The sequence below is a fragment of the Rhodococcus kronopolitis genome, from assembly GCF_042654025.1.
In the GTDB taxonomy this organism is placed as follows: domain Bacteria; phylum Actinomycetota; class Actinomycetes; order Mycobacteriales; family Mycobacteriaceae; genus Rhodococcus_G; species Rhodococcus_G kronopolitis.
Genome location: NZ_JBHSFO010000003.1, coordinates 215,848 through 239,377, shown reverse-complemented (window position 1 = coordinate 239,377; position 23,530 = coordinate 215,848). Strand labels below are relative to the sequence as shown.

At 70.8% G+C, this 23,530-nt stretch carries 23 protein-coding genes; 17 read left to right on the top strand and 6 right to left on the bottom strand.

The features are described 5' to 3' along the window. Nucleotides 1–33 precede the first annotated feature (33 nt). Together ACFO6S_RS07750 and ACFO6S_RS07745 are read left to right on the top strand one after the other, a co-directional pair. A complete protein-coding gene (locus tag ACFO6S_RS07750) occupies nt 34–528 on the top strand; it encodes a glutathione peroxidase (protein WP_378415660.1) in 495 nt (164 codons plus the stop codon). A 118-nt stretch (nt 529–646) separates the two neighbouring features. Continuing rightward, nucleotides 647–1,348, top strand: coding sequence for a DUF2334 domain-containing protein (locus tag ACFO6S_RS07745; RefSeq protein ID WP_378415658.1), 702 nt, complete (start codon nt 647–649; stop codon nt 1,346–1,348). A 28-nt stretch (nt 1,349–1,376) separates the two neighbouring features. Here ACFO6S_RS07745 and ACFO6S_RS07740 read toward each other — a convergent pair whose 3' ends face one another. Next, nucleotides 1,377–2,024, bottom strand: coding sequence for an MBL fold metallo-hydrolase (locus tag ACFO6S_RS07740; RefSeq protein WP_378415656.1), 648 nt, complete (start codon nt 2,022–2,024; stop codon nt 1,377–1,379). Between the two features lie 274 nt (nt 2,025–2,298). Between ACFO6S_RS07740 and purS the strand changes: the two genes are divergently transcribed. The 4 genes from purS to ACFO6S_RS07720 all read left to right on the top strand — a co-directional run bounded on the left by purS (nt 2,299) and on the right by ACFO6S_RS07720 (nt 4,890). Beyond that, a complete protein-coding gene (gene purS / locus ACFO6S_RS07735; RefSeq protein ID WP_378415654.1) occupies nt 2,299–2,535 on the top strand; it encodes a phosphoribosylformylglycinamidine synthase subunit PurS in 237 nt (78 codons plus the stop codon). Then, nucleotides 2,532–3,209, top strand: coding sequence for a phosphoribosylformylglycinamidine synthase subunit PurQ (purQ, locus tag ACFO6S_RS07730; RefSeq protein ID WP_378415652.1), 678 nt, complete (start codon nt 2,532–2,534; stop codon nt 3,207–3,209). The genes purS and purQ overlap by 4 nt, the downstream gene beginning before the upstream one ends. A gap of 125 nt (nt 3,210–3,334) precedes the next feature. Further along, a complete protein-coding gene (locus ACFO6S_RS07725) occupies nt 3,335–4,414 on the top strand; it encodes an NAD(P)H-dependent amine dehydrogenase family protein (protein WP_378415650.1) in 1,080 nt (359 codons plus the stop codon). After that, the gene (locus tag ACFO6S_RS07720) at nt 4,411–4,890 is read left to right on the top strand and encodes a carboxymuconolactone decarboxylase family protein (protein WP_378415648.1); all 480 of its coding nucleotides are present in this window, start codon (nt 4,411–4,413) and stop codon (nt 4,888–4,890) included. Before ACFO6S_RS07725 ends, ACFO6S_RS07720 begins: the two co-directional genes overlap by 4 nt. A 139-nt stretch (nt 4,891–5,029) precedes the next feature. Here the strand turns inward: ACFO6S_RS07720 and ACFO6S_RS07715 are convergent, their stop codons facing one another. After that, nucleotides 5,030–5,968, bottom strand: coding sequence for a Dyp-type peroxidase (locus ACFO6S_RS07715; RefSeq protein WP_378415646.1), 939 nt, complete (start codon nt 5,966–5,968; stop codon nt 5,030–5,032). 139 nt (nt 5,969–6,107) lie between these two features. Between ACFO6S_RS07715 and ACFO6S_RS07710 the strand changes: the two genes are divergently transcribed. The 9 genes from ACFO6S_RS07710 (at nt 6,108) to purM (ending at nt 17,588) form a co-directional block, all read left to right on the top strand. Beyond that, nucleotides 6,108–6,461: a VOC family protein gene (locus ACFO6S_RS07710; protein ID WP_378415644.1), complete on the top strand. Its 354-nt coding sequence runs from the start codon at nt 6,108–6,110 to the stop codon at nt 6,459–6,461. Nucleotides 6,462–6,515: 54 nt separating this feature from the next. Further along, nucleotides 6,516–7,802: a M18 family aminopeptidase gene (locus tag ACFO6S_RS07705; protein ID WP_378415642.1), complete on the top strand. Its 1,287-nt coding sequence runs from the start codon at nt 6,516–6,518 to the stop codon at nt 7,800–7,802. Nucleotides 7,803–8,110: 308 nt separating this feature from the next. After that, nucleotides 8,111–9,370: a DUF4185 domain-containing protein gene (locus ACFO6S_RS07700; RefSeq protein WP_378416113.1), complete on the top strand. Its 1,260-nt coding sequence runs from the start codon at nt 8,111–8,113 to the stop codon at nt 9,368–9,370. Nucleotides 9,371–9,551: 181 nt separating this feature from the next. Next, nucleotides 9,552–11,825: a phosphoribosylformylglycinamidine synthase subunit PurL gene (gene purL, locus ACFO6S_RS07695; RefSeq protein ID WP_378415640.1), complete on the top strand. Its 2,274-nt coding sequence runs from the start codon at nt 9,552–9,554 to the stop codon at nt 11,823–11,825. A 21-nt stretch (nt 11,826–11,846) separates the two neighbouring features. Continuing rightward, nucleotides 11,847–13,613 carry an alpha/beta hydrolase gene (locus ACFO6S_RS07690; protein ID WP_378416111.1) on the top strand — a complete coding sequence of 589 codons (1,767 nt, stop codon included), beginning with the start codon at nt 11,847–11,849 and terminating at the stop codon, nt 13,611–13,613. A gap of 13 nt (nt 13,614–13,626) precedes the next feature. Continuing rightward, nucleotides 13,627–14,265 (top strand): CPBP family intramembrane glutamic endopeptidase, encoded by a 639-nt coding sequence (locus ACFO6S_RS07685; RefSeq protein ID WP_378415638.1) that lies wholly within the window; start codon nt 13,627–13,629, stop codon nt 14,263–14,265. Next, nucleotides 14,262–14,651 (top strand): sterol carrier family protein, encoded by a 390-nt coding sequence (locus tag ACFO6S_RS07680; protein WP_378415636.1) that lies wholly within the window; start codon nt 14,262–14,264, stop codon nt 14,649–14,651. Before ACFO6S_RS07685 ends, ACFO6S_RS07680 begins: the two co-directional genes overlap by 4 nt. Nucleotides 14,652–14,767: 116 nt before the next feature. Further along, nucleotides 14,768–16,369, top strand: a complete 1,602-nt coding sequence (gene purF / locus ACFO6S_RS07675; protein WP_378415635.1) for an amidophosphoribosyltransferase — start codon at nt 14,768–14,770, stop codon at nt 16,367–16,369. A 130-nt stretch (nt 16,370–16,499) separates the two neighbouring features. Beyond that, a complete protein-coding gene (purM, locus tag ACFO6S_RS07670) occupies nt 16,500–17,588 on the top strand; it encodes a phosphoribosylformylglycinamidine cyclo-ligase (RefSeq protein WP_378415633.1) in 1,089 nt (362 codons plus the stop codon). Nucleotides 17,589–17,823: 235 nt separating this feature from the next. Here purM and ACFO6S_RS07665 read toward each other — a convergent pair whose 3' ends face one another. The 4 genes from ACFO6S_RS07665 to ygfZ form a co-directional block, all read right to left on the bottom strand. Beyond that, entirely contained in the window at nt 17,824–18,033 is a 210-nt protein-coding gene (locus ACFO6S_RS07665; protein ID WP_378415631.1) for a DUF3073 domain-containing protein, read from the bottom strand. A gap of 137 nt (nt 18,034–18,170) precedes the next feature. Beyond that, entirely contained in the window at nt 18,171–19,127 is a 957-nt protein-coding gene (locus tag ACFO6S_RS07660; RefSeq protein ID WP_378415629.1) for an asparaginase, read from the bottom strand. Then, on the bottom strand, nt 19,124–19,807 hold the full coding sequence (locus ACFO6S_RS07655) for an MOSC domain-containing protein (protein WP_378415627.1): 684 nt from the start codon (nt 19,805–19,807) through the stop codon (nt 19,124–19,126). The genes ACFO6S_RS07660 and ACFO6S_RS07655 overlap by 4 nt, the downstream gene beginning before the upstream one ends. Next, nucleotides 19,804–20,931, bottom strand: coding sequence for a CAF17-like 4Fe-4S cluster assembly/insertion protein YgfZ (ygfZ, locus tag ACFO6S_RS07650; RefSeq protein ID WP_378415625.1), 1,128 nt, complete (start codon nt 20,929–20,931; stop codon nt 19,804–19,806). Before ygfZ ends, ACFO6S_RS07655 begins: the two co-directional genes overlap by 4 nt. Before the next feature lie 67 nt (nt 20,932–20,998). On the opposite strand from ygfZ, the gene ACFO6S_RS07645 reads away from it, so the two are divergent. Further along, on the top strand, nt 20,999–21,871 hold the full coding sequence (locus tag ACFO6S_RS07645) for an aminodeoxychorismate lyase (RefSeq protein WP_378415623.1): 873 nt from the start codon (nt 20,999–21,001) through the stop codon (nt 21,869–21,871). Nucleotides 21,872–22,027: 156 nt separating this feature from the next. Further along, complete coding sequence (locus ACFO6S_RS07640; RefSeq protein WP_378415622.1) at nt 22,028–23,530, top strand: cytochrome ubiquinol oxidase subunit I; 1,503 nt, start codon at nt 22,028–22,030, stop codon at nt 23,528–23,530.

Genomic DNA, 23,530 nt, shown 5'->3' with positions numbered 1-23,530 from the left:
CCGCCGCGGGGCCGGCGTCGCTACCTTGGTGCCATGACAACTCCCGTACAGAACATCGGCATCAACACCCTCGGCGGCGTCGCCACCTCGCTGGGCGAGTTCGACGGCCGCGCGGTCCTGGTGGTCAACGTCGCGTCCAAGTGCGGCCTGACCCCGCAGTACTCGGCGCTGGAGAAGCTGGCCACCGAGTACGCGGACCGTGGTCTGACCGTCGTCGGCGTGCCGTGCAACCAGTTCATGGGCCAGGAGCCGGGCACCGCGGAGGAGATCGAGACGTTCTGCTCCACCACCTACGGCGTCACCTTCCCGCTGCTGGAGAAGATCGAGGTCAACGGCGAGGGCCGGCACCCGCTGTACGCCGAGCTGACCACCGCCGCCGATGCGGACGGCGCCGCGGGCGACATCCAGTGGAACTTCGAGAAGTTCCTGATCGCGCCGGACGGCACCGTGGTGAACCGGTTCCGCCCGCGCACCGAGCCCGACGCGCCGGAGGTCGTCGCGGCCATCGAGGCCGTGCTGCCCAGCTGACCGTCACCCCACCCGTCGAACGGGGGTTGCCTGCTCGTCTCACGCGAGCCGGGAACCCCCGTTCAACGTTTCGGTGGGTGTCAGCGGGCGTTCACGTTCGGGGCTCATGCTGGGGTTCGTGACCGGACAGCTGATCGTGTCGGTATCGGGAATCCGCGACGAGACCACCGAGCTGGTGGACGCGTTCGCGCGCGAGATGGACGGCCGCGGGGTGCCGCTCTCGCTGCTCGTCGCGCCCCGGCTGAAGGACAAGTACCGGCTCAGCCGCGACGCCCCGACGCAGCAGTGGCTGCGCGAGCGGCAGGACCACGGCGACGCAATCGTGCTGCACGGCTACGACCAGGCCGCCACCAAGAGTCGGCGCGCAGAGTTCGCCGCGCTCCCCGAACACGAGGCCGCGCTGCGGCTGACGGCCGCGGACCGGGTGCTCGAGCAGACCGGACTGCGCACCCGGGCGTTCGCGCCGCCGCGGTGGCTGGCCTCGCCCGGCGCGGTCCGGGCGCTGCCGGGTGCCGGCTTCCGGCTGCTCGCCGGGGCCACCGCGATCCACGACCTCGAACGGGGCACCGCCGTGCGGGGCCGGGTGACGGGCATCGGCGAGGGGTTCCGCGCGGAGCCGTGGTGGTGTCGGGCGATGGTGCTCGGGGCAGGCCGGACGGCCCGCCGCGGGGGACTGGTGCGGCTGACGATCTCGGCCAGGAAGCTGGCCGCGCCGGGCCCGCGTCAGGCCGTGCTCGACGCCGTCGACCTGGCCCTGCACCACCAGGCCACCCCGACCGCCTACCGCTGGGAGCGGAGACTCGGTCGGGGTGCGGCCTGAGCCGGCTGCGCGAGCTGTGGAGCGCCGGTCAGGCGACCTCGGTGGCGTCCTCGGTCGGCAGCACCCGGAACTCGGTGCCGTCCGGGCCCATCTCGTTGAGCCGGCCGTAGTAGATGCCGGACGCCGGGTCGTTGATGATGCCCTGGTGGATCGGCACCGCCATCCGCGGCGCGACGGCCCGCAGGTAGTCGACGGTCTCGGAGATCTTCATCCACGGTGCGACGGCGGGGATGGCGAGCACGTCCACCGCCTGCTCCGGGACGAACAGCGAGTCGCCGGGATGCAGGAACTGGCCCGGCCGGTCCGCGCTGCCCAGCAGGTAGCCGGTGTTGTCGATGGTCGGGATTTCCGGGTGGATCACCGCGTGCGTGCCGCCGACGCCGGTGACCTGGAGGTCGCCGATGGTGAAGACGTCGCCGGCGTGCACCCCGGTCCACGACCGGCCGAGCAGGGCGGCGGTCTGCGGGTCGGAGTACAGCGTCGCGCCCGGGTTCGCGTTGATCAGCTCGCCCAGCCGCATCGGATCCGCGTGGTCCGGGTGCTGGTGGGTGATCATGATGGCGTCGAGCCCGGTGATGCCCTCGAAGCCGTGCGAGAAGTTCCCGGGGTCGAACAGGACGGTCTTGCCTGCCAGTTCGACGAGCACGCAGGAATGGCCGAAGTGGGTCAGTCGCATGGTGTCGAGTATGCGCCGGAGCCCGGGTGTGCCGCGCGAATGCCTGCCCGTCGCACCGTTCTTCGCGGTGTCGCCGTGCGCGGCTCGGCGACTGTCGTCGCGACTGAACGGCACGTTCATTCGATGCAATCGAATGAACGCTTCCGTTCATTCGATGCGGTCGAATGAACGGACCGTTCACTCGATGCGGAGTGTGGCGGGGCGGACCGGTAAACTGCCAGTTGCCCGGTGGTCTGTGCCGGGCGGTACCGGAGCACCTAGCGAGGAGCAGCACGTGGCCCGTGTCGTTGTCGATGTCATGCCCAAGACCGAGATTCTCGATCCGCAAGGCCAGGCCATTGTCGGTGCCCTCGGACGCCTCGGGCACGCCGGTGTCGCGGATGTGCGCCAGGGCAAGCGGTTCGAGCTCGAGGTCGACGACACCGTCACCGACGCCGAGCTCTCGGAGATCGCCGAGTCGCTGCTGGCGAACACGGTGATCGAGGACTGGAAGGTCACCCGAGTCCAGTGAGCACCCGCATCGGAGTCATCACCTTCCCGGGCACCCTCGACGACATCGACGCGGTGCGCGCGGTCAACCTGGCCGGCGGCGAGGCCGTCAACCTCTGGCACGGCGACGCCGACCTCAAGGGTGTCGACGCGGTCATCGTGCCCGGCGGCTTCTCCTACGGCGACTACCTGCGCTGCGGCGCCATCGCCCGGTTCGCCCCGGTGATGGGCGAGGTCGTCAAGGCGGCGCAGGGCGGCATGCCGGTGCTCGGCATCTGCAACGGCTTCCAGGTGCTGTGCGAGGCGGGCCTGCTCCCGGGCGCGCTGACCCGCAACGAGGGCCTGCACTTCATCTGCCGCGACCAGTGGCTCAAGGTCGAGTCCAACGCGACGGCCTGGTCCTCGCGGTACGAGGTCGGCGCCGAGATCCTGGTCCCGCTCAAGTCCGGCGAGGGCCGCTACCAGGCATCGGAGGAGGTCCTCGACGAGCTCGAGGGCGAGGGTCGCGTGGTCTTCCGCTACGCGGGCGACAACCCGAACGGCTCCAAGCGCGGCATCGCGGGCATCGCCTCGGCCAACGGCCGCGTCGTCGGCCTGATGCCGCACCCCGAGCACGCCACCGAGGCCCTCACCGGCCCCAGTGACGACGGCCTCGGCCTGTTCTACTCGGCACTGGACGCGGTCCTCACCGCCTGAGTCCAGCCGCACACGACAAAGAGGACGGACCGGTCACCCCCGGTCCGTCCTTTTTTGTCGCCTCGAACGGGTCTGCGTGGCCGGAACCGCCACGAGAACGTATTCCAGGTCGGTATCCTCCCGCCATGATCTCAACGGTTGTCTGGGGTACCGGAAATGTCGGGCGCGCGGCCATCCGCGCCGTCGATGCGCACCCCCTGCTCGAGCTCAAAAACGTGATCGTCAACAACCCCGAGAAGGTCGGCCGCGACGCGGGCGACCTGTCGGGCCTCGGCTGCAACCTCGACGTCCTCGCGACCGACGACATCGAGGCGGTGCTGGCCGCAGGCCCCGCGGCCGTGGTGTACGCGGCGTCCGGCGACATCCGGCCCGACGACGCCCTGGCCGACATCTGCCGCGCGATCCGCGCCGGCGCCGTCGTCGTCAGCCCCGCCCTGTACCCGCTCTACGACCCGACCAACGCCCCGCCCGAACTCCGGGACCCGGTGCTCGCCGCGATCGCCGAGGGCGGCGGGTCGCTGTTCGCGTCCGGCGTGGACCCCGGCTGGGGCAACGACGTGCTGCCGCTGCTGCTCAGCGGGCTCGGCAGCACCGTCGACGTGATCCGCTGCCAGGAGATCTTCGACTACTCCACCTACGACCAGCCGGACTCGGTGCGCTACCTGGTCGGCATGGGCCAGCCGATGGACTACCTGCCGCCGATGATCGCGCCGACGATCCCGACCATGGTGTGGGGCGGACAGGTCCGGATGATGGCCCGGGCGCTGGGCGTCGAACTCGACGAGATCCGCGAGACCCTGGACCGGCGCGCGCTCGACGCGACCGTCAGCACCGCCACGATGGGCGACTTCGAGGCGGGCACCCAGGGGGCGGTGCGGTTCGAGGTGCAGGGCATCGTCGACGGCGAGCCCCGGATCATCGTCGAACACGTCACCCGCATCCACCCGACCTGCGCCACCGACTGGCCGATGCCGCCGGACGGCGACGGCGCCCACCGGGTGATCATCGAGGGCCGCCCGCGCATCGAGGTGTCCGTCGAGTGCACCGACGAGGGCGGCAGTCGGTCCGCAGGCGGCAACGCCACCGCGGTCGGCCGGCTGGTGAGTGCCATCGACTGGCTGGTGGACGCGGAACCCGGAATCTACGACGCGCTCGACGTCCCGCTGCGCCCTGCAGTCGGAAAACTTGGAAGGAAGCAGTCATGAACATCGACATTCCCGAGGGCAAGGACCCGATCGGCTACGTGTGGGGCGAGATGGTGCCCGGCATCGGGATCCCCGCCTCGCAGTTCTCGCTGTCCGTGTACGAGCACTCGACCATCGACCTGCAGGCGTTCGAGGCCGCCAGGTTGCGGATTGCGCAGATCAACGGCTGCATCATCTGCCAGGACTGGCGGACCGAGCGGGACGGGCAGAAGGTCGCGGACGGGTTCGACGAGGCGGTCACCAACTGGCGGACCACCGACGTCTTCGACGACCGCACCCGGCTCGCCGCCGAGTACGCCGAGCGCTACGCGCTCGACCACCACAGCCTCGACGACGAGTTCTTCGAGCGGATGTACGAGCACTACACCCAGGCCGAGGCCGTCGAACTGTCGATGAGCATCGGGGCATGGCTGGCGTTCGGCAGGCTCAACCGTGTCTTCGGCCTCGACGCCGTCTGCGCGCTGCCCAACATCTGAGCAAGACCCTCCGGCCGGTGGTCCGCCCGGTCAGCCATGCCTACGCGGTCGGTGGTGGGGCGTCCACCGACCGCGTGGTGCTGCCCGGGTGAGGCGTCGACCGCCCCACCGCGGCCGGGTTGCGACGGGGAGGGCAGGCTCAGCGCGGTTCCGGCGCTGCGGGCAGCGCGTCGAGGAAGTCCGCACTCGGCACGAAGTACAGCGATCCGCTGACCGCGGTCGAGAAGTCCAGCAGCCGATCGTGATTGCCGAGAGGGCTGCCGAGGAACATGTTCTCGAGCATCCGTTCGGTGATCGACGGGGTGCGGCAGTAGCCGATGAAGAAGGTGCCCATCTCGCCGCCGGCCTGGCCGTAGGGCATGTTCGCGCGCAGAATCTCGAGTGACCGGCCGTCCTCGTCCTTGATCGCGTTCAACGCGACATGTGAGTTGGCGGGCTTGACCTCGGCGGTCATCTCGATGTCGTCGACCTTGCTGCGTCCGATGATCCGCTCCTGTTCGGGGACTTCCAGCGCCTCCCACGAGTTCATCTCGTGCACGTACCGCTGCACGTGCACGTACGAACCGCCGGCGAAACCCGGGTCCTCGTCGCCGACGGTGACCGCCGCGACGGCCTGGGCGCCGGTCGGGTTCTCGGTGCCGTCGACAAACCCGATCAGGTCGCGGTTCTCGAAGTACTGGAAGCCGTGCACCTCCTCGACGACGGTGGCCGCGCCGGCGAGCCGCTTGGTGATCTGGTGGGCCAGCTCGAAGCAGGCGTCCATGCTCATCGCGCGGATGTGGAACAACAGGTCGCCGGGGGTGGACGGCGCGCGGTGGGTCGCGCCCTGGAGCTCGGTGAACTCGTGCAGCTCGGCGGGCCGCGGTCCGTCGAACAACCGGTCCCAGGCAGTCGAGCCGACCCCGACGACCAGGTCCAGTCCCGAGCCAGGGACCCGCAGTGCGACGGACCGACACAACCCCGCGGCGTCGGCGAGCACGGCCCGGGTGGCGGCCTCGCCGCCCGGCTCGACGGTGACGACCATGAACACCGCGGCCGGGGTCAGCGGCGTGGCAACGGGCTGGGACTCGGGCAGCATCGGACTCCAATCGTGCGGCGCCGCATCGACGCCGGCGAGGTTGCTCTACTCGGGTCAACCCTAGTGCGGGTGCGCGGCCACGTCGGGAGCCGGATCGCGGGCCGGGCGGGATGTCGGTGCCCGGCGGTAGCGTGCCGCCATGACACTGACTCTGGGCATGATCACCGTTGACAGCGCCGACCCCGGTCCCCTCGCCGCCTGGTGGGCCGAGCAGATCGGCGGCCGCATCGAAGCCGACAACGAGGGCTTCTTCTACATGGTCGGTGCGCCGGGGGCGCCGTTCAAGCTGGCCTTCCAGAAGGTGGAGGACCCGACGCCGGGCAAGAACCGCATCCACCTCGACCTGTCCGCGCCGGACCTGGACGCGGAGGTCGAGCGGCTCGTCGCGGCGGGCGCCACCGAGTACGAGCGGCACGACATGGACGGGTTCCGCTGGGTGACCCTGACCGATCCGGACGGCAACCGTTTCTGTGTCGCAGGCGGCGAGCACTGAGCGAACACCGAACGACGGGCCCGGGGCGGTGTCGGCGGTCCTAGGATCGAGGCCATGCCCTCGCTGACCGACGCCACCGCCTCCGGCCTCTGTGCCTTCGTCGACGCCTCGCCGTCCCCGTTCCACGTGTGCGCGACGGTCGCCGCAGAACTGACCGAGGCCGGTTTCGTGGAACTGCTCGAGACGGACACCTGGCCGTCCGCACCCGGACGCTACTTCCTGGTCCGGGGCGGCTCGCTGGTGGCCTGGAGCACCGAGGACTCGGGCCACGGCGACGCGCCGTTCCGGATCGTCGGTGGCCACACCGACAGTCCGAACCTGCGGGTCAAGCAGCATCCGGACCTGCAGTCCGCGGGCTGGCAGCTGGTGGGACTCGAGCCGTACGGCGGTGCCTGGCTGAACTCGTGGCTCGACCGCGACCTCGGCATCTCCGGCCGGCTCAGCGTGCGGGTGGGAAACACGCTGGTGCAGAAACTGATTCGGGTGGACCAGCCGATCCTTCGGGTGCCGCAGCTGGCGATCCACCTGTCCGAGGAGCGCAAGGGGGTCCAGCTCGACCCGCAGCGGCACGTCAACGCGATCTGGGGCGTCGGGAACTCGCCGACCTCGTTCCTCGGCTACCTCGCCGATCAGGCGGGGGTTGCCGAGGACGCGGTGCTCGGCTGGGAGCTGATGACCCACGACCTCGCGCCGAGTGCGCTGGTCGGGCTGCACGACGAGCTGGTCAGCGCGCCGCGGCTGGACAACCAGGGCACCTGCTACGCGGGCACGCAGGCGTTGCTGGCGGCGGTCTCGGAACCGGGCGAGGCGATCCCCGTGCTGGCGCTGTTCGACCACGAGGAGGTCGGCAGCATGTCCGACCGCGGCGCCTTCTCGGACCTGCTGAACTCGGTGCTCGAGCGGATCGTGCTGGCCCGCGGCGGCGGCCGGGAGGACTTCCTGCGGGCACTCGCCGGCTCGGTGTGCGCGTCCGGGGACATGGCGCACGCCACTCACCCGAACTACCCGGACCGGCACGAGCCGGCGCACCGGATCGAGGTCAACGGCGGTCCCGTGCTCAAGGTGAACCAGAACCTGCGGTACGCCACCGACGCGGCCGGGGCGGGCGCCTTCGCACTGGCCTGCGACCGGGCCGGGGTGCCGTTGCAGCGGTACGTGCACCGCGCCGACCTGCCCTGCGGGTCGACGATCGGCCCCATCACGGCGTCGCGGACGGGCCTGTCCACCGTCGACGTGGGAGCGCCGCAGCTGGCGATGCACTCGGCTCGGGAGCTGATGGGCGCGGCCGACGTCGGGTTCTACGCGGACGCGCTCGCGGCCTTCCTGACGCCGGTCGACTGACGGCGTGTGACCAACCCTGCGTCGTCGACATTGTCGGTCGAAGGCACGACTAGGCAGAATTTGGACGCTATATAAAAATTTCCCAAAGATTCCCAAAGAGACTGCAACGGTCCGGACGGCGTGGCAGGGTTGCCGCGCGTCCGTGATTAGCCCCGTGGTGTGCGGTCGCGGACGAAGCGGCGGCACCAGTCGGGGGACCCAGTATCGCCGTCCGCCCAGCTGAAGGGGAATTGCCTGTGCACTCGAAGAGACGTTCATGGTCTGCGGCGTTGTCCGCTGCCGCGGTCACCGTGTCACTGTCGGTGGTGATGGCCCCGCCCGCTGCGGCGGCCGGCGGCCCCTGCGGACAGGGCGGGAACGGTTCCGGTAGTTCGGGTAGCTCCGGCAGTGCCACGGGCTCGCTGGGCAAAGCCCTCCCGTGGATCACGGGCTCGCCGGACGGCGCCCTGCCCCGGCTGACCGGCCGGACCAAGGCGATCGAGATGGTGACCGGGCCCGGCAGCCCGAACGACACCATCAACCGGTTCAACGTCTCCGGCACCGACCTCGGCATCATGTGGGACAACGGCCTGCCCGGCGCCGAGCACGACACGCTGATCGCGTTCGGCGACACGGTGGGCGTCTGCGGCTCCGAGGGCGACGACTGGCGCAGCAACGTGCTCTTCCGCAGCGCGGACACCACCCTGGCCGACGGCATGCGGATCGACAGCTCGCCGCTGGACGCGCCGAACCACTCGAAGGAGATCATCCCGGGCTTCGCGATTCCCGGGGAGTACACCACCATCCCGACCGGCGCGGTGTCCTACGGCGGCACCCAGTACGTCCGCTACATGTCGGTGCGGTCCTGGGACACCCCGGGCAACTGGACCACCAACTACTCGGCCATCGCCACCTCGACCGACAACGGCGAGAACTGGGTCAACCAGGCCGGCACGGTGCGGGCGAACACCGAGGGGATCGGCATCGAGGGCATCCCGGCCATCGCGCCGAGCAACAAGGACTGGCAGCAGAGCGCGTTCCTGACCGGCCGCGGCGACGGCTACATCTACGAGTACGGGACGCCGTCGGGCAGGTTCGGCGACGCGCTGCTGGCCCGGGTGCACGGCGCGCAGCTGCTCGACCCGTCCGCCTACGAGTACTGGAACGGCACCGGCTGGGTGCCGGAGCAGGCGGCGGCCAAGGCGGTGATGCCCGCGCCGGTCAGCGAGCTGTCGGTGCAGTGGAACGACTACCTGAACAAGTACGTCGCCATGTACACGGACCTGAACGGTCTGGTCATCCGGCAGGCCGACAACCCGCAGGGCCCGTGGAGCGGCACCCAGACCATCATCAGCGGCGTGCTGCTGCCCTCGGTCTACGGCGGCTTCATGCACCCGTGGGCGAGTGGCCGCTACCTCGAGTCGGTGGTCACCACCTGGGACCGCTACAACGTCATCTACATGCGCACCGACCTGAACGGCCTGCAGATGGCGGCCACCGACCAGGTGGACCGGCCGGACCCGGCGACCACCGGTGAGGCACAGCGGATCGGTACCGACTTCCCCGATGAGGCGCCCGCGGAGAGGTGACGCACCGACCGGGCTGAGGTGGCGCGGCCCACTCCGATCGAGGGGTGGGCCGCGCTCGGCTCTGCCAATGCATGAGGTGTCGGCGCGCCCGGTTAGACTTTGCCCTGGCAGCGCCCGCCGGCTGCCGCTCTGACTTCTCCCGGGAAGGGACCCACTTCCAGTGTCTTCAGGAACGCGCGCCGTGCAGGTCGATACCGTCAACAACGCCGTAGCGACCCCGGATATCGCCCAGCCCCACCGGGAACTGGGCCTCAAGGACGACGAGTACGCGCGCATCCGCGAGATCCTCGGCCGTCGCCCCACCGACGCCGAGCTGGCGATGTACTCGGTGATGTGGAGCGAGCACTGCTCCTACAAGTCCTCCAAGGTGCACCTGAAGTACTTCGGTGAGACCACCACCGACGAGATGCGGTCCACCATGCTCGCCGGCATCGGCGAGAACGCAGGCGTCGTCGACATCGGCGACGGCTGGGCGGTGACCTTCAAGGTCGAGTCGCACAACCACCCCTCGTACATCGAGCCCTACCAGGGCGCGGCCACCGGCGTCGGCGGCATCGTCCGCGACATCATGGCCATGGGCGCCCGCCCGGTCGCCGTCATGGACCAGCTGCGGTTCGGTGCGGCGGACGCCCCCGACACCCGTCGCGTGGTCGACGGCGTGGTCCGCGGTGTCGGCGGCTACGGCAACTCGCTCGGCCTGCCGAACATCGGTGGCGAGACCGTCTTCGACGCGTCGTACGCCGGCAACCCCCTGGTCAACGCGCTGTGCGCCGGTGTGATGCGGGTCGAGGACCTGCACCTGGCCTTCGCGTCCGGCAAGGGCAACAAGATCATCCTGTTCGGTGCCCGCACCGGACTCGACGGCATCGGCGGCGTGTCCGTGCTGGCGTCGGAGACCTTCGACGACACCTCGGGCGGCCGTCCCAAGAAGCTCCCGGCGGTTCAGGTCGGCGACCCGTTCACCGAGAAGGTGCTGATCGAGGCCTGCCTCGACCTGTACGCGGCCAAGCTGGTCGTCGGCATCCAGGACCTCGGCGGCGCCGGCCTGTCCTGCGCGACCTCCGAGCTGGCCGCGGCCGGCGACGGCGGCATGCACATCGACCTCGACCAGGTGCCGCTGCGCGCCGCAGGCATGACGCCGGCCGAGGTGCTCTCCAGCGAGTCGCAGGAGCGCATGTGCGCGGTCGTCACCCCGGAGAACGTCGACGCCTTCATGGCCGTCTGCAAGAAGTGGGACGTGCTGGCCACCGTCATCGGTGAGGTCACCGACGGCACCAACCTGGTCATCAACTGGCACGGCGAGACCGTCGTCGACGTGCCGCCGCGCACCGTCGCGCACGACGGCCCGGTCTACACCCGTCCCGTCCAGCGCCCGGACACCCAGGACGCGCTGATCGCGAACACCACCGCCGGACTGGCCCGCCCGTCGACCGCGGACGAGCTGCAGGCGACGCTGCTGAAGATGATCTCCTCGCCGCAGCTGTGCAGCCGCCGGTGGATCACCGAGCAGTACGACCGGTACGTCCGGGGCAACACGGTGCTGGCCGAGAACGCCGACTCGGGCGTGATCCGCGTCGACGAGAAGACCGGTCGCGGCATCGCGCTGGCCACCGACGCGTCCGGCCGCTACACCGCGCTGGACCCCTACACCGGCGCGCAGCTGGCCCTGGCCGAGGCGTTCCGCAACGTCGCGGTCACCGGCGCGACCCCGCAGGCCGTGAGCAACTGCCTCAACTTCGGTTCCCCCGAGGACCCGGCCGTCATGTGGCAGTTCCAGCAGGCCGTGCGCGGCCTCGCGGACGGCTGCGCCGCCCTCGGCATCCCGGTCACCGGCGGCAACGTCAGCTTCTACAACCAGACCGGTGCCACCGCGATCCTGCCGACGCCGGTCGTCGCCGTGCTCGGTGTGATCGACGACGTGCAGCGCCGCATCCCGACCGGACTCGGCCTCGAGCCCGGCGAGACGCTGATCCTGCTCGGCGACACCCACGACGAGCTGGACGGCTCGATCTGGGCGCAGGTCGAGCACGACCACCTCGGTGGCGTGCCGCCGAAGGTCGACCTGGCGCGCGAGCAGCTGCTGGCCGACATCCTGCTGGCCAGCTCCCGCGACGGACTGGTCTCGGCCGCGCACGACCTCTCCGAGGGCGGCCTCGCGCAGGCCGTCGTCGAGGCGGCGCTGGCCGGCGAGACCGGCTGCCGGATCCTGCTGCCCGAGGGCGCGGACCCGTTCGTGACCCTGTTCTCCGAGTCGGCCGGCCGCGTGCTGGTCGCGGTGCCGCGCACCGAGGAGACCCGCTTCACCGGCATGTGCTCCGCCCGCGGCCTGCCGTGGACCCGGATCGGCGTCGTCGACGAGGGCTCCGACTCGATCGAGGTGCAGGGCCAGTTCTCCGTCACCCTGGCCGAGCTCCGGGCGGCGCACGAGGGCACCCTGCCGGCGCTGTTCGGGTAGCGATTGACCGAGGCCGATCAGATCCAGGACCCCGGGAGCGCGCAGCACGAGGCTGCGGCTCCCGGGGTCCTGTCACGTCACGACGAGCTTGCCGCGCGGCACCCGTTCGTGGTGTGGGCCTGGGGGCTGCTCCACCTCGACTTCACCGGCATCGCCTTCGGGGCGCTGTTCTTCGGCTGGTCGCTGACGCCGTCGCTGCTGCCCCGCGACTGGTTGTTCCAGGGCCTGATCGGCGGCCTCAACGCCGCGATCGGCTACGGGGTGGGCACCGCCGTCGGCTGGGCCGTGTACCGCTACTTCCTTGCCACCAAGTCCTGGTGGCCGCCCGCGCCGCGAATCCTGCTGGCGGCGAAGATCGGTGTCGTGGTCGGCGCGGTCGTCGCCTCCGTGGTGATGCTGGTGTACTCCGCGGGCTGGCAGCGCGAGCTGGCGGTGCTGATGGACGCCGAGGGCACCACCACCTCCGGGTACATCCGCACCGGCGGCCTGAGTCTGCTGGTGGCGGGCGCCGCGATCTCGCTGTGGCGGGTCCTGCGTGACCTGGTCCGGCTGGTGGCCCGGTACCTCAACCGCTGGCTGAGGGTGCCCCGGAACGCGGCCTTCCCGGTCGGGGTCGCGGTCGTGGCCTTCCTCGCGTACACCCTGGTCACGGGCGTGCTGCTGAACGGGCTGTACTCGCTGGCCAACTCGGCTTTCAGCCTGCAGAACAACTCCACCCGCGACGGCGTCCTGCGGCCGCTGGACCCCGAGCGGTCCGGCAGCCCGCAGTCGCTGGCGCCCTGGGACACCCTCGGCTTCGAGGGCCGCAACTTCGTCGCCCGGGGGCTGACCGCCGCGCAGCTGACCGCCGCGAACGGGGCGCCGGCCGAGGAGCCGATCCGGGTCTACGCCGGCCTCGAGACCGCCCCGACCACCGACGAACGGATCGACGTGGTGGTCGACGAGCTCGAACGCACCGGCGCGTTCGACCGCAAGGTGCTGGTCGTCATCCCCACCACCGGCACCGGGTGGGTGAACCCGACCGCGGCCGAGGCGATCGAGCTGGTGCACAACGGCGACACCGCGCTGGTCGCCGCCCAGTACTCCTACCTGCCCAGCTGGATCTCCTTCATCGCGGACCGGCAGAAGGCCGCCGACGCGGGCAAGGCCCTGGTCGACAAGGTGCACGAACGCTGGCTGACCAAGCCGCCGGAGACCCGACCCGAGCTCTACGTCTACGGCGAGAGCCTCGGCACCCAGGCGGGTGAGGGCGCGTTCGACAGCCTGGCCGAGATCCGGGAGACGGTCGACGGAGTGCTGTGGGTGGGCCCGCCGAACGCCAACACGCTGTGGCGTCAACTGGTCACCCGCCGCGACCCCGGAACCCCGGAGGTGGCGCCGGTGTACGCGGACGGGCTGGTGGTGCGGTTCGCCGACAGCGCCGCGGACATCTCGCAGCCGCTCGGGCCGTGGCTCGACCCGCGGGTGCTCTATATCCAGCACCCCTCGGACCCCGTCGTCTGGTGGAACCCGGACCTGATCTTCAACCGACCGGACTGGCTCTCGGAGCCGCCCGGATACGACCGCCTCCCGCAGATGCGCTGGTTCCCGATCGTCACGTTCTGGCAGGTGTCGGCGGACCTGGCCAACGCCGCCGGGGTGCCCGACGGGCACGGACACAACTACGGCACCAGCGTGCTCGACGGCTGGATCGCCATCGCCGCACCCGACGGCTGGACCCAGGCCGACACCGACCGCGTCCGCGCCGTGCTGGTCGCGACCGCGGGCACCCAGGGGCCGGAGAAGTGACGGATCGGGCGCGGTGAGTGCCCGGGTCCGGGCGGTCGGTGCCGCGGTCGCGCTGATCGGGTGGAGCAACTGGCTGCTGCCTGCGATGCGGCTCGGCCCCGACGCCCGGGCGGCGACGAACGGTGCGCTGGCGGTCGCGCTCACCGCCGTCGCGCTCCGCACCGACGCGTCCCGGTCGGAACTGGGGCTCGAACCCGGGCCGGGGTTGCGGCGCGCGGCGGCGGTGGCGGCCGTGCCGGTCCTCGGGTACTCGGCGGCGCTGGCGGTCCCGGCGGTGCGGGCGCGGTTGGCGGCCGGTCCGGGCCTCGGGTCGGGTGAGTTCGCGCGCTGGGTGGGCGTGCGGATCCCGATCGGCACGGTGCTCGCCGAGGAGCTGTTCTTCCGGTCGCTGCTGTACGCGGCGGTCCGGCGCGCTTGGCCGCGCGCCGGGGGAGTGGTCGGGGCGTTGGCCTTCGGGCTGTGGCACGTGCGTCCGGCCCGGGTCGCCGCCGAGTCGGTCGCGGTCACGGTGGCGGTGACCGCCGCGTCCTCGCTGCTGTTCGACCGGCTGCGCCGGGAGGGCGGCGTCGCGGCGCCCGCACTGCTGCACCTGTCGGTGAACGTCGGCGGTGCGGTGGCGGCCCGGTGGGCGGCCGGTAGGTTGGCGCGGTGACCGCTCGCCGCAAGATCGACCCCGTGCAACTGCGGGCCGCGTTGACGGCCGTCCGGGACTGGCTGCTGGCCCCCGAGCCGGCGGTGGCGCCGGCCCGCGCGGACCTCGCCGCCGCGGTGCGGCTGAGCGCTCGCACGCTGGAGAACATCGCACCCGGGGCGTCGGTCGAGGTCCGGGTGCCGCCGTTCGTCGCCGTGCAGTGCATCGCGGGTCCGCGGCACACCCGTGGCACCCCGCCGAACGTGGTCGAGACCGATCCGCGTACCTGGCTCCTGCTGGTGACCGGCGCGGTGACCTTCGAGGAGGCGGCCGCGGCGGGTTCGCTGTCCACGTCCGGCGTCCGGGCCGCCGAGATCGCGCACTGGCTGCCGCTGCTGCGGCTGTGAGCTGGTGTGACGGGAACGACTGCGGTCCGGGTGTGACGCACCGGTGGTACGAGCACCCGTGAAAGGGCCGTAGACTGGCATTGGCCCCCACACCCGTCCCCAAGGGAGCAACCCCGGTGACTTCAGCCGAATTGTCGGTCAACAGTCCGAATCTCCTCGCCGCCGTGCCTCCGTCGGGCATGTCCGATCAGGACGAGCAACCACCCCGCGAGGAGTGCGGCGTCTTCGGCGTCTGGGCTCCCGGCGAGGATGTGGCGAAGCTCACATACTACGGTCTCTACGCGCTGCAGCACCGCGGTCAGGAGGCCGCCGGAATCGCGGTCGCCGACGGCTCGCAGGTGCTCGTGTTCAAGGATCTCGGCCTGGTCAGTCAGGTCTTCGACGAGCAGACCCTGGGCGCGATGTCCGGCCACGTCGCCATCGGCCACTGCCGGTACTCGACCACCGGATCGACCACCTGGGAGAACGCGCAGCCGATCTTCCGGACCACCGCGGCAGGCAGCGGCATCGCGCTGGGCCACAACGGCAACCTGGTCAACACCGCCGAACTGCAGGTCCGGGCCCGCGAGGCGGGACTGGTCAACGACAAGCGGCCCGGCGGCGCCACCTCGGACTCGGACATCGTCGGTGCGCTGCTGGCGCACGCGGTCGCGGACCGCACCGTCGAGCAGGCCGCGATGGAACTGCTGCCGACCCTGCGCGGCGCGTTCTGCCTGACCTTCATGGACGAGCACACCCTGTACGCGGCGCGGGACCCGCACGGCGTCCGCCCGCTGTGCCTCGGTCGCCTCGACCGCGGCTGGGTGGTCGCGAGTGAGACCGCTGCCCTCGACATCGTCGGCGCGTCCTTCGTCCGCGACATCGAGCCCGGCGAGCTGCTGGCGATCGACGCCGACGGCGTCCGTTCCTCGCGTTTCGCGAACCCGACGCCGAAGGGCTGCGTCTTCGAGTACGTCTACCTGGCCCGTCCGGACAGCGTCATCGGCGGCCGTTCGGTGCACTCGACCCGTGTCGAGATCGGTCGCCGGCTGGCCAAGGAGCATCCGGTCGACGGCGACCTGGTGATCCCGGTCCCGGAGTCGGGCACCCCCGCCGCGGTCGGCTACGCGCAGGGCTCGGGCATTCCGTACGGCCAGGGCCTGATGAAGAACGCCTACGTGGGCCGCACCTTCATCCAGCCGTCGCAGACGATCCGTCAGCTCGGCATCCGGCTCAAGCTGAACCCGCTCAAGGAGGTCATCCGCGGCAAGCGGCTGATCGTGGTGGACGACTCGATCGTCCGCGGCAACACCCAGCGGGCGCTGATCCGGATGCTCCGCGAGGCGGGTGCGCTGGAGATCCACGTGCGCATCGCCTCCCCGCCGGTCAAGTGGCCGTGCTTCTACGGCATCGACTTCGCCTCCCCGGCGGAGCTGATCGCCAACGGCGCCGGTGTCAGCGAGGCCGCGGGCGGTGCCGCGAGCTTCGACGAGATGCTCGAGGGCGTGCGCCGGTCGATCGGTGCGGACACCCTCGGATACGTCTCGATCGACAGTATGGTTGCCGCGACGGAACAGCCGGCGTCCCGGCTGTGCTCGGCCTGCTTCGACGGCAACTACCCGATCGCGCTGCCCAAGGAGACCTCCCTCGGCAAGAACGTGCTGGAGGGCATGCTCGACGCCACGGCAGGCGCGGTGAAGCAGGACAACGACAACGCGAGCGCGCTGAGTCGGCCCTAGACCTGTGTCGCGGCCGCATACCTTGCGGCAGCGTCACGCAGAGTTCAACCACAGCGCTGGGATCAACAGTGCTAGCCCATTTACAGTGCTCCGACGGCACTGTCGAGAACACAGCTGGAGTCAGAACGCGATGACCGAGGACCAGAACACCCGCCCCACCGGCGCTTCCTACGCGGCGGCGGGTGTCGACATCGCCGCGGGCGACCGCGCCGTCGAGCTGTTCGCGCCGCTCGCAAAGAGGGCCAGCCGCCCCGAGGTGCTCGGTGGACTCGGCGGCTTCGCCGGTCTGTTCGCCCTCAAGGGTGGCTACCGGGAGCCGCTCCTGGCCGCCTCCACTGACGGGGTTGGCACCAAGATCGCGGTTGCGCAGGCGATGGACAAGCACGACACGCTGGGCCTGGACCTGGTCGCGATGGTCGTCGACGACCTCGTCGTGTGCGGCGCCGAGCCGCTGTTCCTGCAGGACTACATCGCGGTCGGCAAGGTCGTGCCCGAGCGGGTCGCCGAGCTGGTCAAGGGCATCGCCGACGGCTGCATCATCGCCGGCTGCGCACTGCTCGGCGGCGAGACCGCGGAGCACCCCGGACTGATGGCGGACGGCGACTACGACCTGTCCGCCACCGGCGTCGGCGTCGTCGAGGCCGACTCGGTGCTGGGTCCGGACCGGGTGCGCCCCGGCGACGTGGTGATCGGCATGGGCTCCTCGGGCCTGCACTCCAACGGCTACTCGCTGGCCCGCAAGGTGCTGCTCGAGATCGACCGGATGCCGCTGACCGGGCACGTCGAGGAGTTCGGCCGCACCCTCGGCGAGGAGCTGCTCGAGCCCACCAAGATCTACGCCAAGGACTGCCTGGCGCTGATCGCCGAGACCGACGTGCGCACCTTCTGCCACGTCACCGGCGGCGGACTGGCGAACAACCTGGCCCGGGTGATGCCCAAGGGTCTGGTCGCCGAGCTCGACCGCAGCAGCTGGAGCCCGGCTCCGGTGTTCTCGATGATCGCCCAGCGCGGCCGCGTCGAGCGGGCCGAGATGGAGCAGACCTTCAACATGGGCGTCGGCATGGTCGCGATCGTGGCGCCGGAGGACGTGGACCGCGCGCTGGCCGTGCTCACCGCCCGCCACATCGACTGCTGGACCATGGGCACCGTCGGCAAGGCGTCGGACAAGCAGGACGGCTCCGGCCAGGCCGTGCTGGTCGGCGACCACCCGCGCTTCTAGACCACAGACACAGACAAGCCCGCCGGCGACCTCACGGTCGCCGGCGGGCTTGTCTGTGTTCCAGCTGTACCGGTTCGTCAGAAACAAGCAGGTCCGGCCATCCCGTTTCCCGTCGGGTTGGCCGGACCGTTGTTCTTATCCGGGGTGGAGATTCGACGCCACTGAGGGTCGCGGCTGCCGCCTTACGCGGAAATGAGGGGAGCTGGTGGCTCCCCTCACGTGTCAGCTGCGTCGGTCAGCGGCGCCAGTCGTCGGAGTCGTCGTCGTCCCAGCGCGAACGACCATCCGAGTCGGAGCGGGAGTCGGTGCCGACCCCGGTCCGATGCGAGCTGGACGAGCTTCCCGACAGTTCTTGCTGAAGGCTAGAGAAGTCCGTGGACGGCGAGCTGTACTTGAGCTCACGCGCAACCTTGGTCTGCTTTGCCTTAGCCCGGCCGCGGCCCATGGCTAACCCCCTCGCGCTTTCGCGGGGCGGCCTGGGGAATTTGGCGGCCCCGTTTGAGTGTGTGTTTCTTCCTGACCCACACTCTAGCCTGAGAAAGGATTTGTTGCGCCCTCCCCTGGCAGTCTGGGGTGTCTGATTTATCTCAGGACGCCGGGAATGACCCGAATTGTGCCGACTCGAGCGCCTCCACCGAGTACCGGCGGCGCCGCCAACTCCGCCAGATCCTCGGTCCACTCGACGTTCAGGTGCGCCAGCAGCGCCACGGTGAGCGGCAGCCGGGCCCGCTCGTGACCGTCGTCGATCTTGAGCGCGAAGGCGGAGCCGTCGGGCAGCGCCCCCGCGTGGATGCCGTCGGCACCGGTCTTGCAGATCAGCCCCGGCACCGCCGCGAGCAGGCGGGCGTCGTCGGCGCCGGTGCCCGAGATGAGCCACGGGTGTTCCCGGATCGCGTCCGCGACCGCGCGCTCGGGCCGGCCCGCCGGGGCGGTCGCCAGCACGGTGAACGACCGGGCGAGCGCGGTCAGCGACAGCGGGATGGTCGGCAGGCCGCAGCCGTCGATCCCGTGGTCGGACTCGATCTCGCCGGCGAGCTCCTCGACGGTGTCGAGGACCGTCCGTTGGATCGGGTGCGCGGGTTCGAGGTAGCTGTCGAGGGGCCAGCCGCGGGCCGAGCACACCGCGAGCATCGCCGCGTGCTTGCCGGAGCAGTTCATGAAGATGGACCGGCGGAGTCCGCCGGACGAGAGGATCCGGGCGCGGGCGACCTCGTCGGCAGGCAGATCAGGCGGGCACAGGAGCCGGTGCTCGTCGAGTCCGGTGCGCCGGAGCAGTTCGTGGACCACCGCGACGTGTGCCGGCTCACCGTGGTGGGAGGCGGTCGCCAGCGCCAGTTCCCGGCTGTCGGCCGGCTCGAACCCGGCGCGCAGCATCGCGACCGCCTGCATGGGCTTGTTCGCCGAGCGGGGGTAGAGCGGGGTGTGGACCTCGCCGACCGCGAGGATCGGCTCGCCGTTCGGGTCCAGGAGCACCGCGGAACCGCGGTGCACGCACTCGCGGACACCCGAGCGGACCACCTCGACCAGTTCGACGCTCAATACTCCACCTGCACATCCTGCCCGGCGATACGTCTGCGTGCCTTGTCCTCGACACTAGGCGAGAGACCGGGCTGCTGCGCGAGCAATTCCGCCAGGCGGCGCGGGTCCCGGCCGGTGAACAGGTCGCGGACGGTGACGCCGTGCGCCGGGAGGTGGACGCGGGTGACGGCGTCGCCCGCGGCGACGAGGCCGCCGCGGACCACCTTCAGGTAGGCGCCGGTGTCGCCGCGCTCGGCGAACCGCTTGACCCAGCGCGGCTCCGCCGACCACACGCCGAAGGTGCCGCACGGGGTCCGTGGTCCGGTCACCTCCAGCTCGGCCGCGTCGTCACGGTCGCCGAGTCGCCAACGCTCGCCGATCACCGCGTCGCTGGTGGCGATCCCGCGCACCCGCAGGTTCTCGCCGAACCAGCCGGGCGGCAGGTCCCGGCCCAGTTCGGCCGCCCAGCGCCGGGCCTCCTCGTCGGAGTACGCGTAGACGGCCTTGAAGGGGCCGCCGTGGTGCTCGGTGTCGCAGACGCGGTCGCCCTCGAGGCCGCCGGGGTGGATCCGGACGGGGCCGGTGGCGGGTCGCTTGTCGATCGCGGTGCGCGGCACCCGCCTGGTCCCGCTGTCGCGCTCGGCGAACAGCACGCAGACCGCCTCGACCAGGCCGGCCCCGGACGGCTGCGCGGCGGTCACCGGCCGCGGAGCCGGTCGATGGCCGCGCGCCCCGCCTGGACGGCGTCGTAGCTGGGGACCGAGTCGGCGTCGATCGCCGCCGGGGTGCCGCCCGCGACCAGCGGCGTCTCCGCAGGCACGGCGCGCTTGACCAGTGCCAGCGCGATGGGCCCGAGTTCGTGGTGGTTGACGACGGTGCCGACGAGGCCGACCGCGCGACCGTCGGCGGTGACGGTGTCGCCGGTCTCGGGCAGCGCGTCGGCCGAACCGTCGAGGTGCAGCAGCACCAGGTGGCGCGGCGGCTTGCCCAGGTTGTGGACGCGCGCGACGGTCTCCTGACCGCGGTAGCAGCCCTTGTCCAGGTGCACCGCGCCGTGCTCGGTGACGCCGCCGATCCAGCGCACCTCGTGCGGGATGGTGCGGTCGTCGGTGTCGAGGCCGATCCGCGGGCGCAGGGCCGCGACGCGCAGGGCCTCGAAGGCCCAGCTGCCCGCCGGTGCGGCACCGGCCTCGGTCAGGACCTGCCACCAGTGGCCGAGACGGTCCCGGGGCACGACCAGGTCCCAGGCGTGCTCGCCCGGCCACGGCATGGTCCGCAGGAAGCCGCCGCCGGGCAGCGCGACCGCGCCGTAGACGCCGGGCAGTTCGCCGACGCCGAGCGCTTCGAGCAGGCGCGGCCGCCGCACGTCGGGGCCGAGCAGGGTGAGCACCGCCATGTCGGGCGCCGGCTTGGGTTCGGCCTTCGCCCAGAACACCATCTTCTGCAGGAAGGCGAGCAGGTCGGGGCCGTGGGTCGGCTCGGTGTCGATCCAGGTCACCTCGCCGAGGTCGGTCAGCACGAAGTGGTGCTCGATCCGGCCCTGCAGGTCCAGGCTCAGGTTCTCCGCAGACTGGCCGTCCGGCAGGTTCGCGACGTGCTGGCTGGAGATGGAGTGCAGCCAGGTCAGGCGCTCGGCGCCGGCGATGGAGAGCACGTACCGGTTGGAGCGGTCGACGACCGCCGCCCCCGTCTCGGCGTGCCGCTGCTCGCGCAGCGGGTCGCCGTAGTGCCAGGCGACGCCCACGTCGGGGGAGTCGTCGACGGCGGGCACGGCGCCGGGGAAGGTGAGCAGTGGACTCGTTGTGGTGCTCAGGGGCTCGGACACAACTCCATTCTAGGAGCGCCGCGCGCGCCGTCGGCCCGGCCAGGGGGCTCGTCGATAGGCTGGGGCCATGGTTGATCAGGTGCTGGTGACGCTGGACGGCGTCGTACACGACCCCGACGTGCCGCTGCTCCACGCGGACGACCTGGCCGCGGTGCGGGGCGACGGAGTCTTCGAGACGGTGTTGGTCCGCGGCGGATCGCCGTGCACGATCGAGCTGCACCTGGCGCGGCTGCGGACGTCCGCGGCGGCGTTGGAGCTCCCGGAGCCGGACCTGGACGAGTGGCGGATCGTCATCGGCATCGCGCTCGACGAGTGGGGCGCCGCGCGCGAGGGCATCATGCGCCTGGTGTTCAGCCGCGGCCGTGAGCACAGTGGCGTGCCGACGGGGTACGTCATGGTCGGGCCCGTCGCGGACCGGGTCGCCGACGCCCGCCGGGACGGGGTCTCGGCATTGACGCTCGCTCGCGGCTACTCGGTGGATGTCGCGGCCCAGGCGCCGTGGCAGTTGTTGGGGGCCAAGACCCTCTCCTATGCGACCAACATGGCCGCGCTGCGGCACGCGCATGCGCGCGGTGCCGACGACGTGATCTTCACCAGCAGTGAGGGGCTCGTCCTCGAGGGACCGCGGTCGAGCGTGTTGATCTCACGGGGGCGGACCCTGCTCACCCCTCCTGTCGAGCACGGAATCCTGTCCGGCACCACCGTCCAGGCGCTGTTCGAGGTGGCCGGTGCGCACCGGTTCCAGTGCGAGATCGAGACCCTGCGGCCGGCGGATCTGATTCTGGCGGACGGGGTTTGGCTGCTGTCGAGTGTGACGCTCGCCGCACGGGTGCACACCCTCGACAAGCTCACCCTGCCGGTCCCGGAGATCGCGGACGAGCTGTCGGCGCTGGTCGGGCTGGCCGCGGAGACGGTCGGGGCGGAGTTGGACGCGGCCTGAGGGCCGAAGTGGCTGTTTGACATACCTACTACAACTAGTAGTAGATAAGGGCTGCGGCGTCCCGCCGTGAGAGATACCTTTTGATACGGGACTGGGGCGTCAGCCCACGACCTCAGTCCCGGCAGCCTGTCCAAGGGCCCGGTCTGGGAGTTGTCGATGGACGCACTGGATGTTTCGAGATGGCAGTTCGGGATCACGACCGTCTACCACTTCATTCTCGTCCCGCTGACGATCGGGCTCGCCCCGCTGATCGCCGTCATGCAGACGATGTGGGTGATCACCAAGAAGGACCACTGGTACCGGCTCACCAAGTTCTTCGGCAAGCTCTTCCTGATCAACTTCGCCCTCGGCGTGGCCACCGGAATCGTGCAGGAGTTCCAGTTCGGGATGAACTGGAGTGAGTACTCCCGGTTCGTCGGCGACGTGTTCGGCGCCCCGCTCGCCCTCGAGGGCCTGGTGGCGTTCTTCCTCGAGTCGACCTTCATCGGACTCTGGATCTTCGGCTGGGGCCGGCTCCCGAAAATGCTTCACCTGGCGACCATCTGGCTCGTTGCGATCGGCGTCAACGCGTCGGCCTACTTCATCATCGCCGCCAACTCGTTCATGCAGCACCCCGTGGGTGCGGTCTACAACGAGGAGCGTGGCCGCGCCGAGCTGACCAGTATCTGGGCGCTGCTGACGAACAACACTGCGATGGCGGCATTTCCGCACGTGGTCGCGGGCGCGTTCCTGACCGCGGCGACGTTCGTCGCGGGCATCGCCGGCTGGTGGATGGTGCGGAACATGCGCAACGCCAAGACCGCGGCGCCGGCCGAGGCCGAGCGGCTGAAGTCGGAGGCGGGCAACATGTTCCGGCCCGCGGCCATGATCGGCATGTGGGTGATGATCGCCTCCGGCGTCGCGCTCATCGTCACCGGTGACATCCAGGCCAAGCTGATGTTCGAGCAGCAGCCGATGAAGATGGCGTCGGCGGAGTCGCTGTGCCACACCGAGACCGACCCGAGCTTCTCGGTGCTGACCGTCGGCACCCACAACAACTGCGACGGCGTCAGTCGGGTCATCGAGGTGCCCTACGTGCTGCCGTTCCTCGCGGAGGGGAAGTTCAGCGGCGTCACCCTGCAGGGCGTCGAGGACCTCCAGGTGCAGTACGAGCAGCAGTTCGGCCCCGGCAACTACCGGCCCAACCTGTTCGTCACCTACTGGTCGTTCCGCGCGATGATCGGTCTGGCCGCCGGCTCGGCCATCCTCGCCGTCGTCGGGCTCTGGGTCACCCGGCGCGGCCGGGTGCCGGACCAGAAGTGGTTCGGCTGGTTGAGCATCATCGCCATCCCCACGCCCTTCCTGGCCAACAGCGCCGGCTGGATCTTCACCGAGATGGGGCGTCAGCCCTGGGTGGTGCACCCGAACCCGACAGGCGTGGACATGATCCGGCTCACCGTCGACCAGGGCGTCTCCGACCACCCGACCGCGCTGGTGTGGGCGTCGCTGATCACCTTCACGCTCGTGTACGCCGGGCTCGGCGTGGTCTGGTTCTGGCTGATCCGCCGCTACACGATCGCGGGCCCGCTACCGCACGACGCGCATCCACCGGGTGACGACGACGAAACCGGCGGCCCGGACGACACGGGCACCCCCACGCAGCTGTCGTTCGCGTACTAG

What these genes read in the sequence shown, in the direction of transcription:
- ACFO6S_RS07750 (WP_378415660.1), top strand. Translation starts at nt 34, where the DNA reads ATGACAACTCCCGTACAGAACATCGGCATCAACACCCTCGGCGGCGTC.
- ACFO6S_RS07740 (WP_378415656.1), bottom strand. Translation starts at nt 2,024, where the DNA reads ATGCGACTGACCCACTTCGGCCATTCCTGCGTGCTCGTCGAACTGGCA.
- ACFO6S_RS07725 (WP_378415650.1), top strand. Translation starts at nt 3,335, where the DNA reads ATGATCTCAACGGTTGTCTGGGGTACCGGAAATGTCGGGCGCGCGGCC.
- ACFO6S_RS07720 (WP_378415648.1), top strand. Translation starts at nt 4,411, where the DNA reads ATGAACATCGACATTCCCGAGGGCAAGGACCCGATCGGCTACGTGTGG.
- ACFO6S_RS07715 (WP_378415646.1), bottom strand. Translation starts at nt 5,968, where the DNA reads ATGCTGCCCGAGTCCCAGCCCGTTGCCACGCCGCTGACCCCGGCCGCG.
- ACFO6S_RS07710 (WP_378415644.1), top strand. Translation starts at nt 6,108, where the DNA reads ATGACACTGACTCTGGGCATGATCACCGTTGACAGCGCCGACCCCGGT.
- ACFO6S_RS07705 (WP_378415642.1), top strand. Translation starts at nt 6,516, where the DNA reads ATGCCCTCGCTGACCGACGCCACCGCCTCCGGCCTCTGTGCCTTCGTC.
- ACFO6S_RS07700 (WP_378416113.1), top strand. Translation starts at nt 8,111, where the DNA reads ATGGCCCCGCCCGCTGCGGCGGCCGGCGGCCCCTGCGGACAGGGCGGG.
- purM (WP_378415633.1), top strand. Translation starts at nt 16,500, where the DNA reads ATGACCGAGGACCAGAACACCCGCCCCACCGGCGCTTCCTACGCGGCG.
- ACFO6S_RS07665 (WP_378415631.1), bottom strand. Translation starts at nt 18,033, where the DNA reads ATGGGCCGCGGCCGGGCTAAGGCAAAGCAGACCAAGGTTGCGCGTGAG.
- ACFO6S_RS07645 (WP_378415623.1), top strand. Translation starts at nt 20,999, where the DNA reads ATGGTTGATCAGGTGCTGGTGACGCTGGACGGCGTCGTACACGACCCC.
- ACFO6S_RS07640 (WP_378415622.1), top strand. Translation starts at nt 22,028, where the DNA reads ATGGACGCACTGGATGTTTCGAGATGGCAGTTCGGGATCACGACCGTC.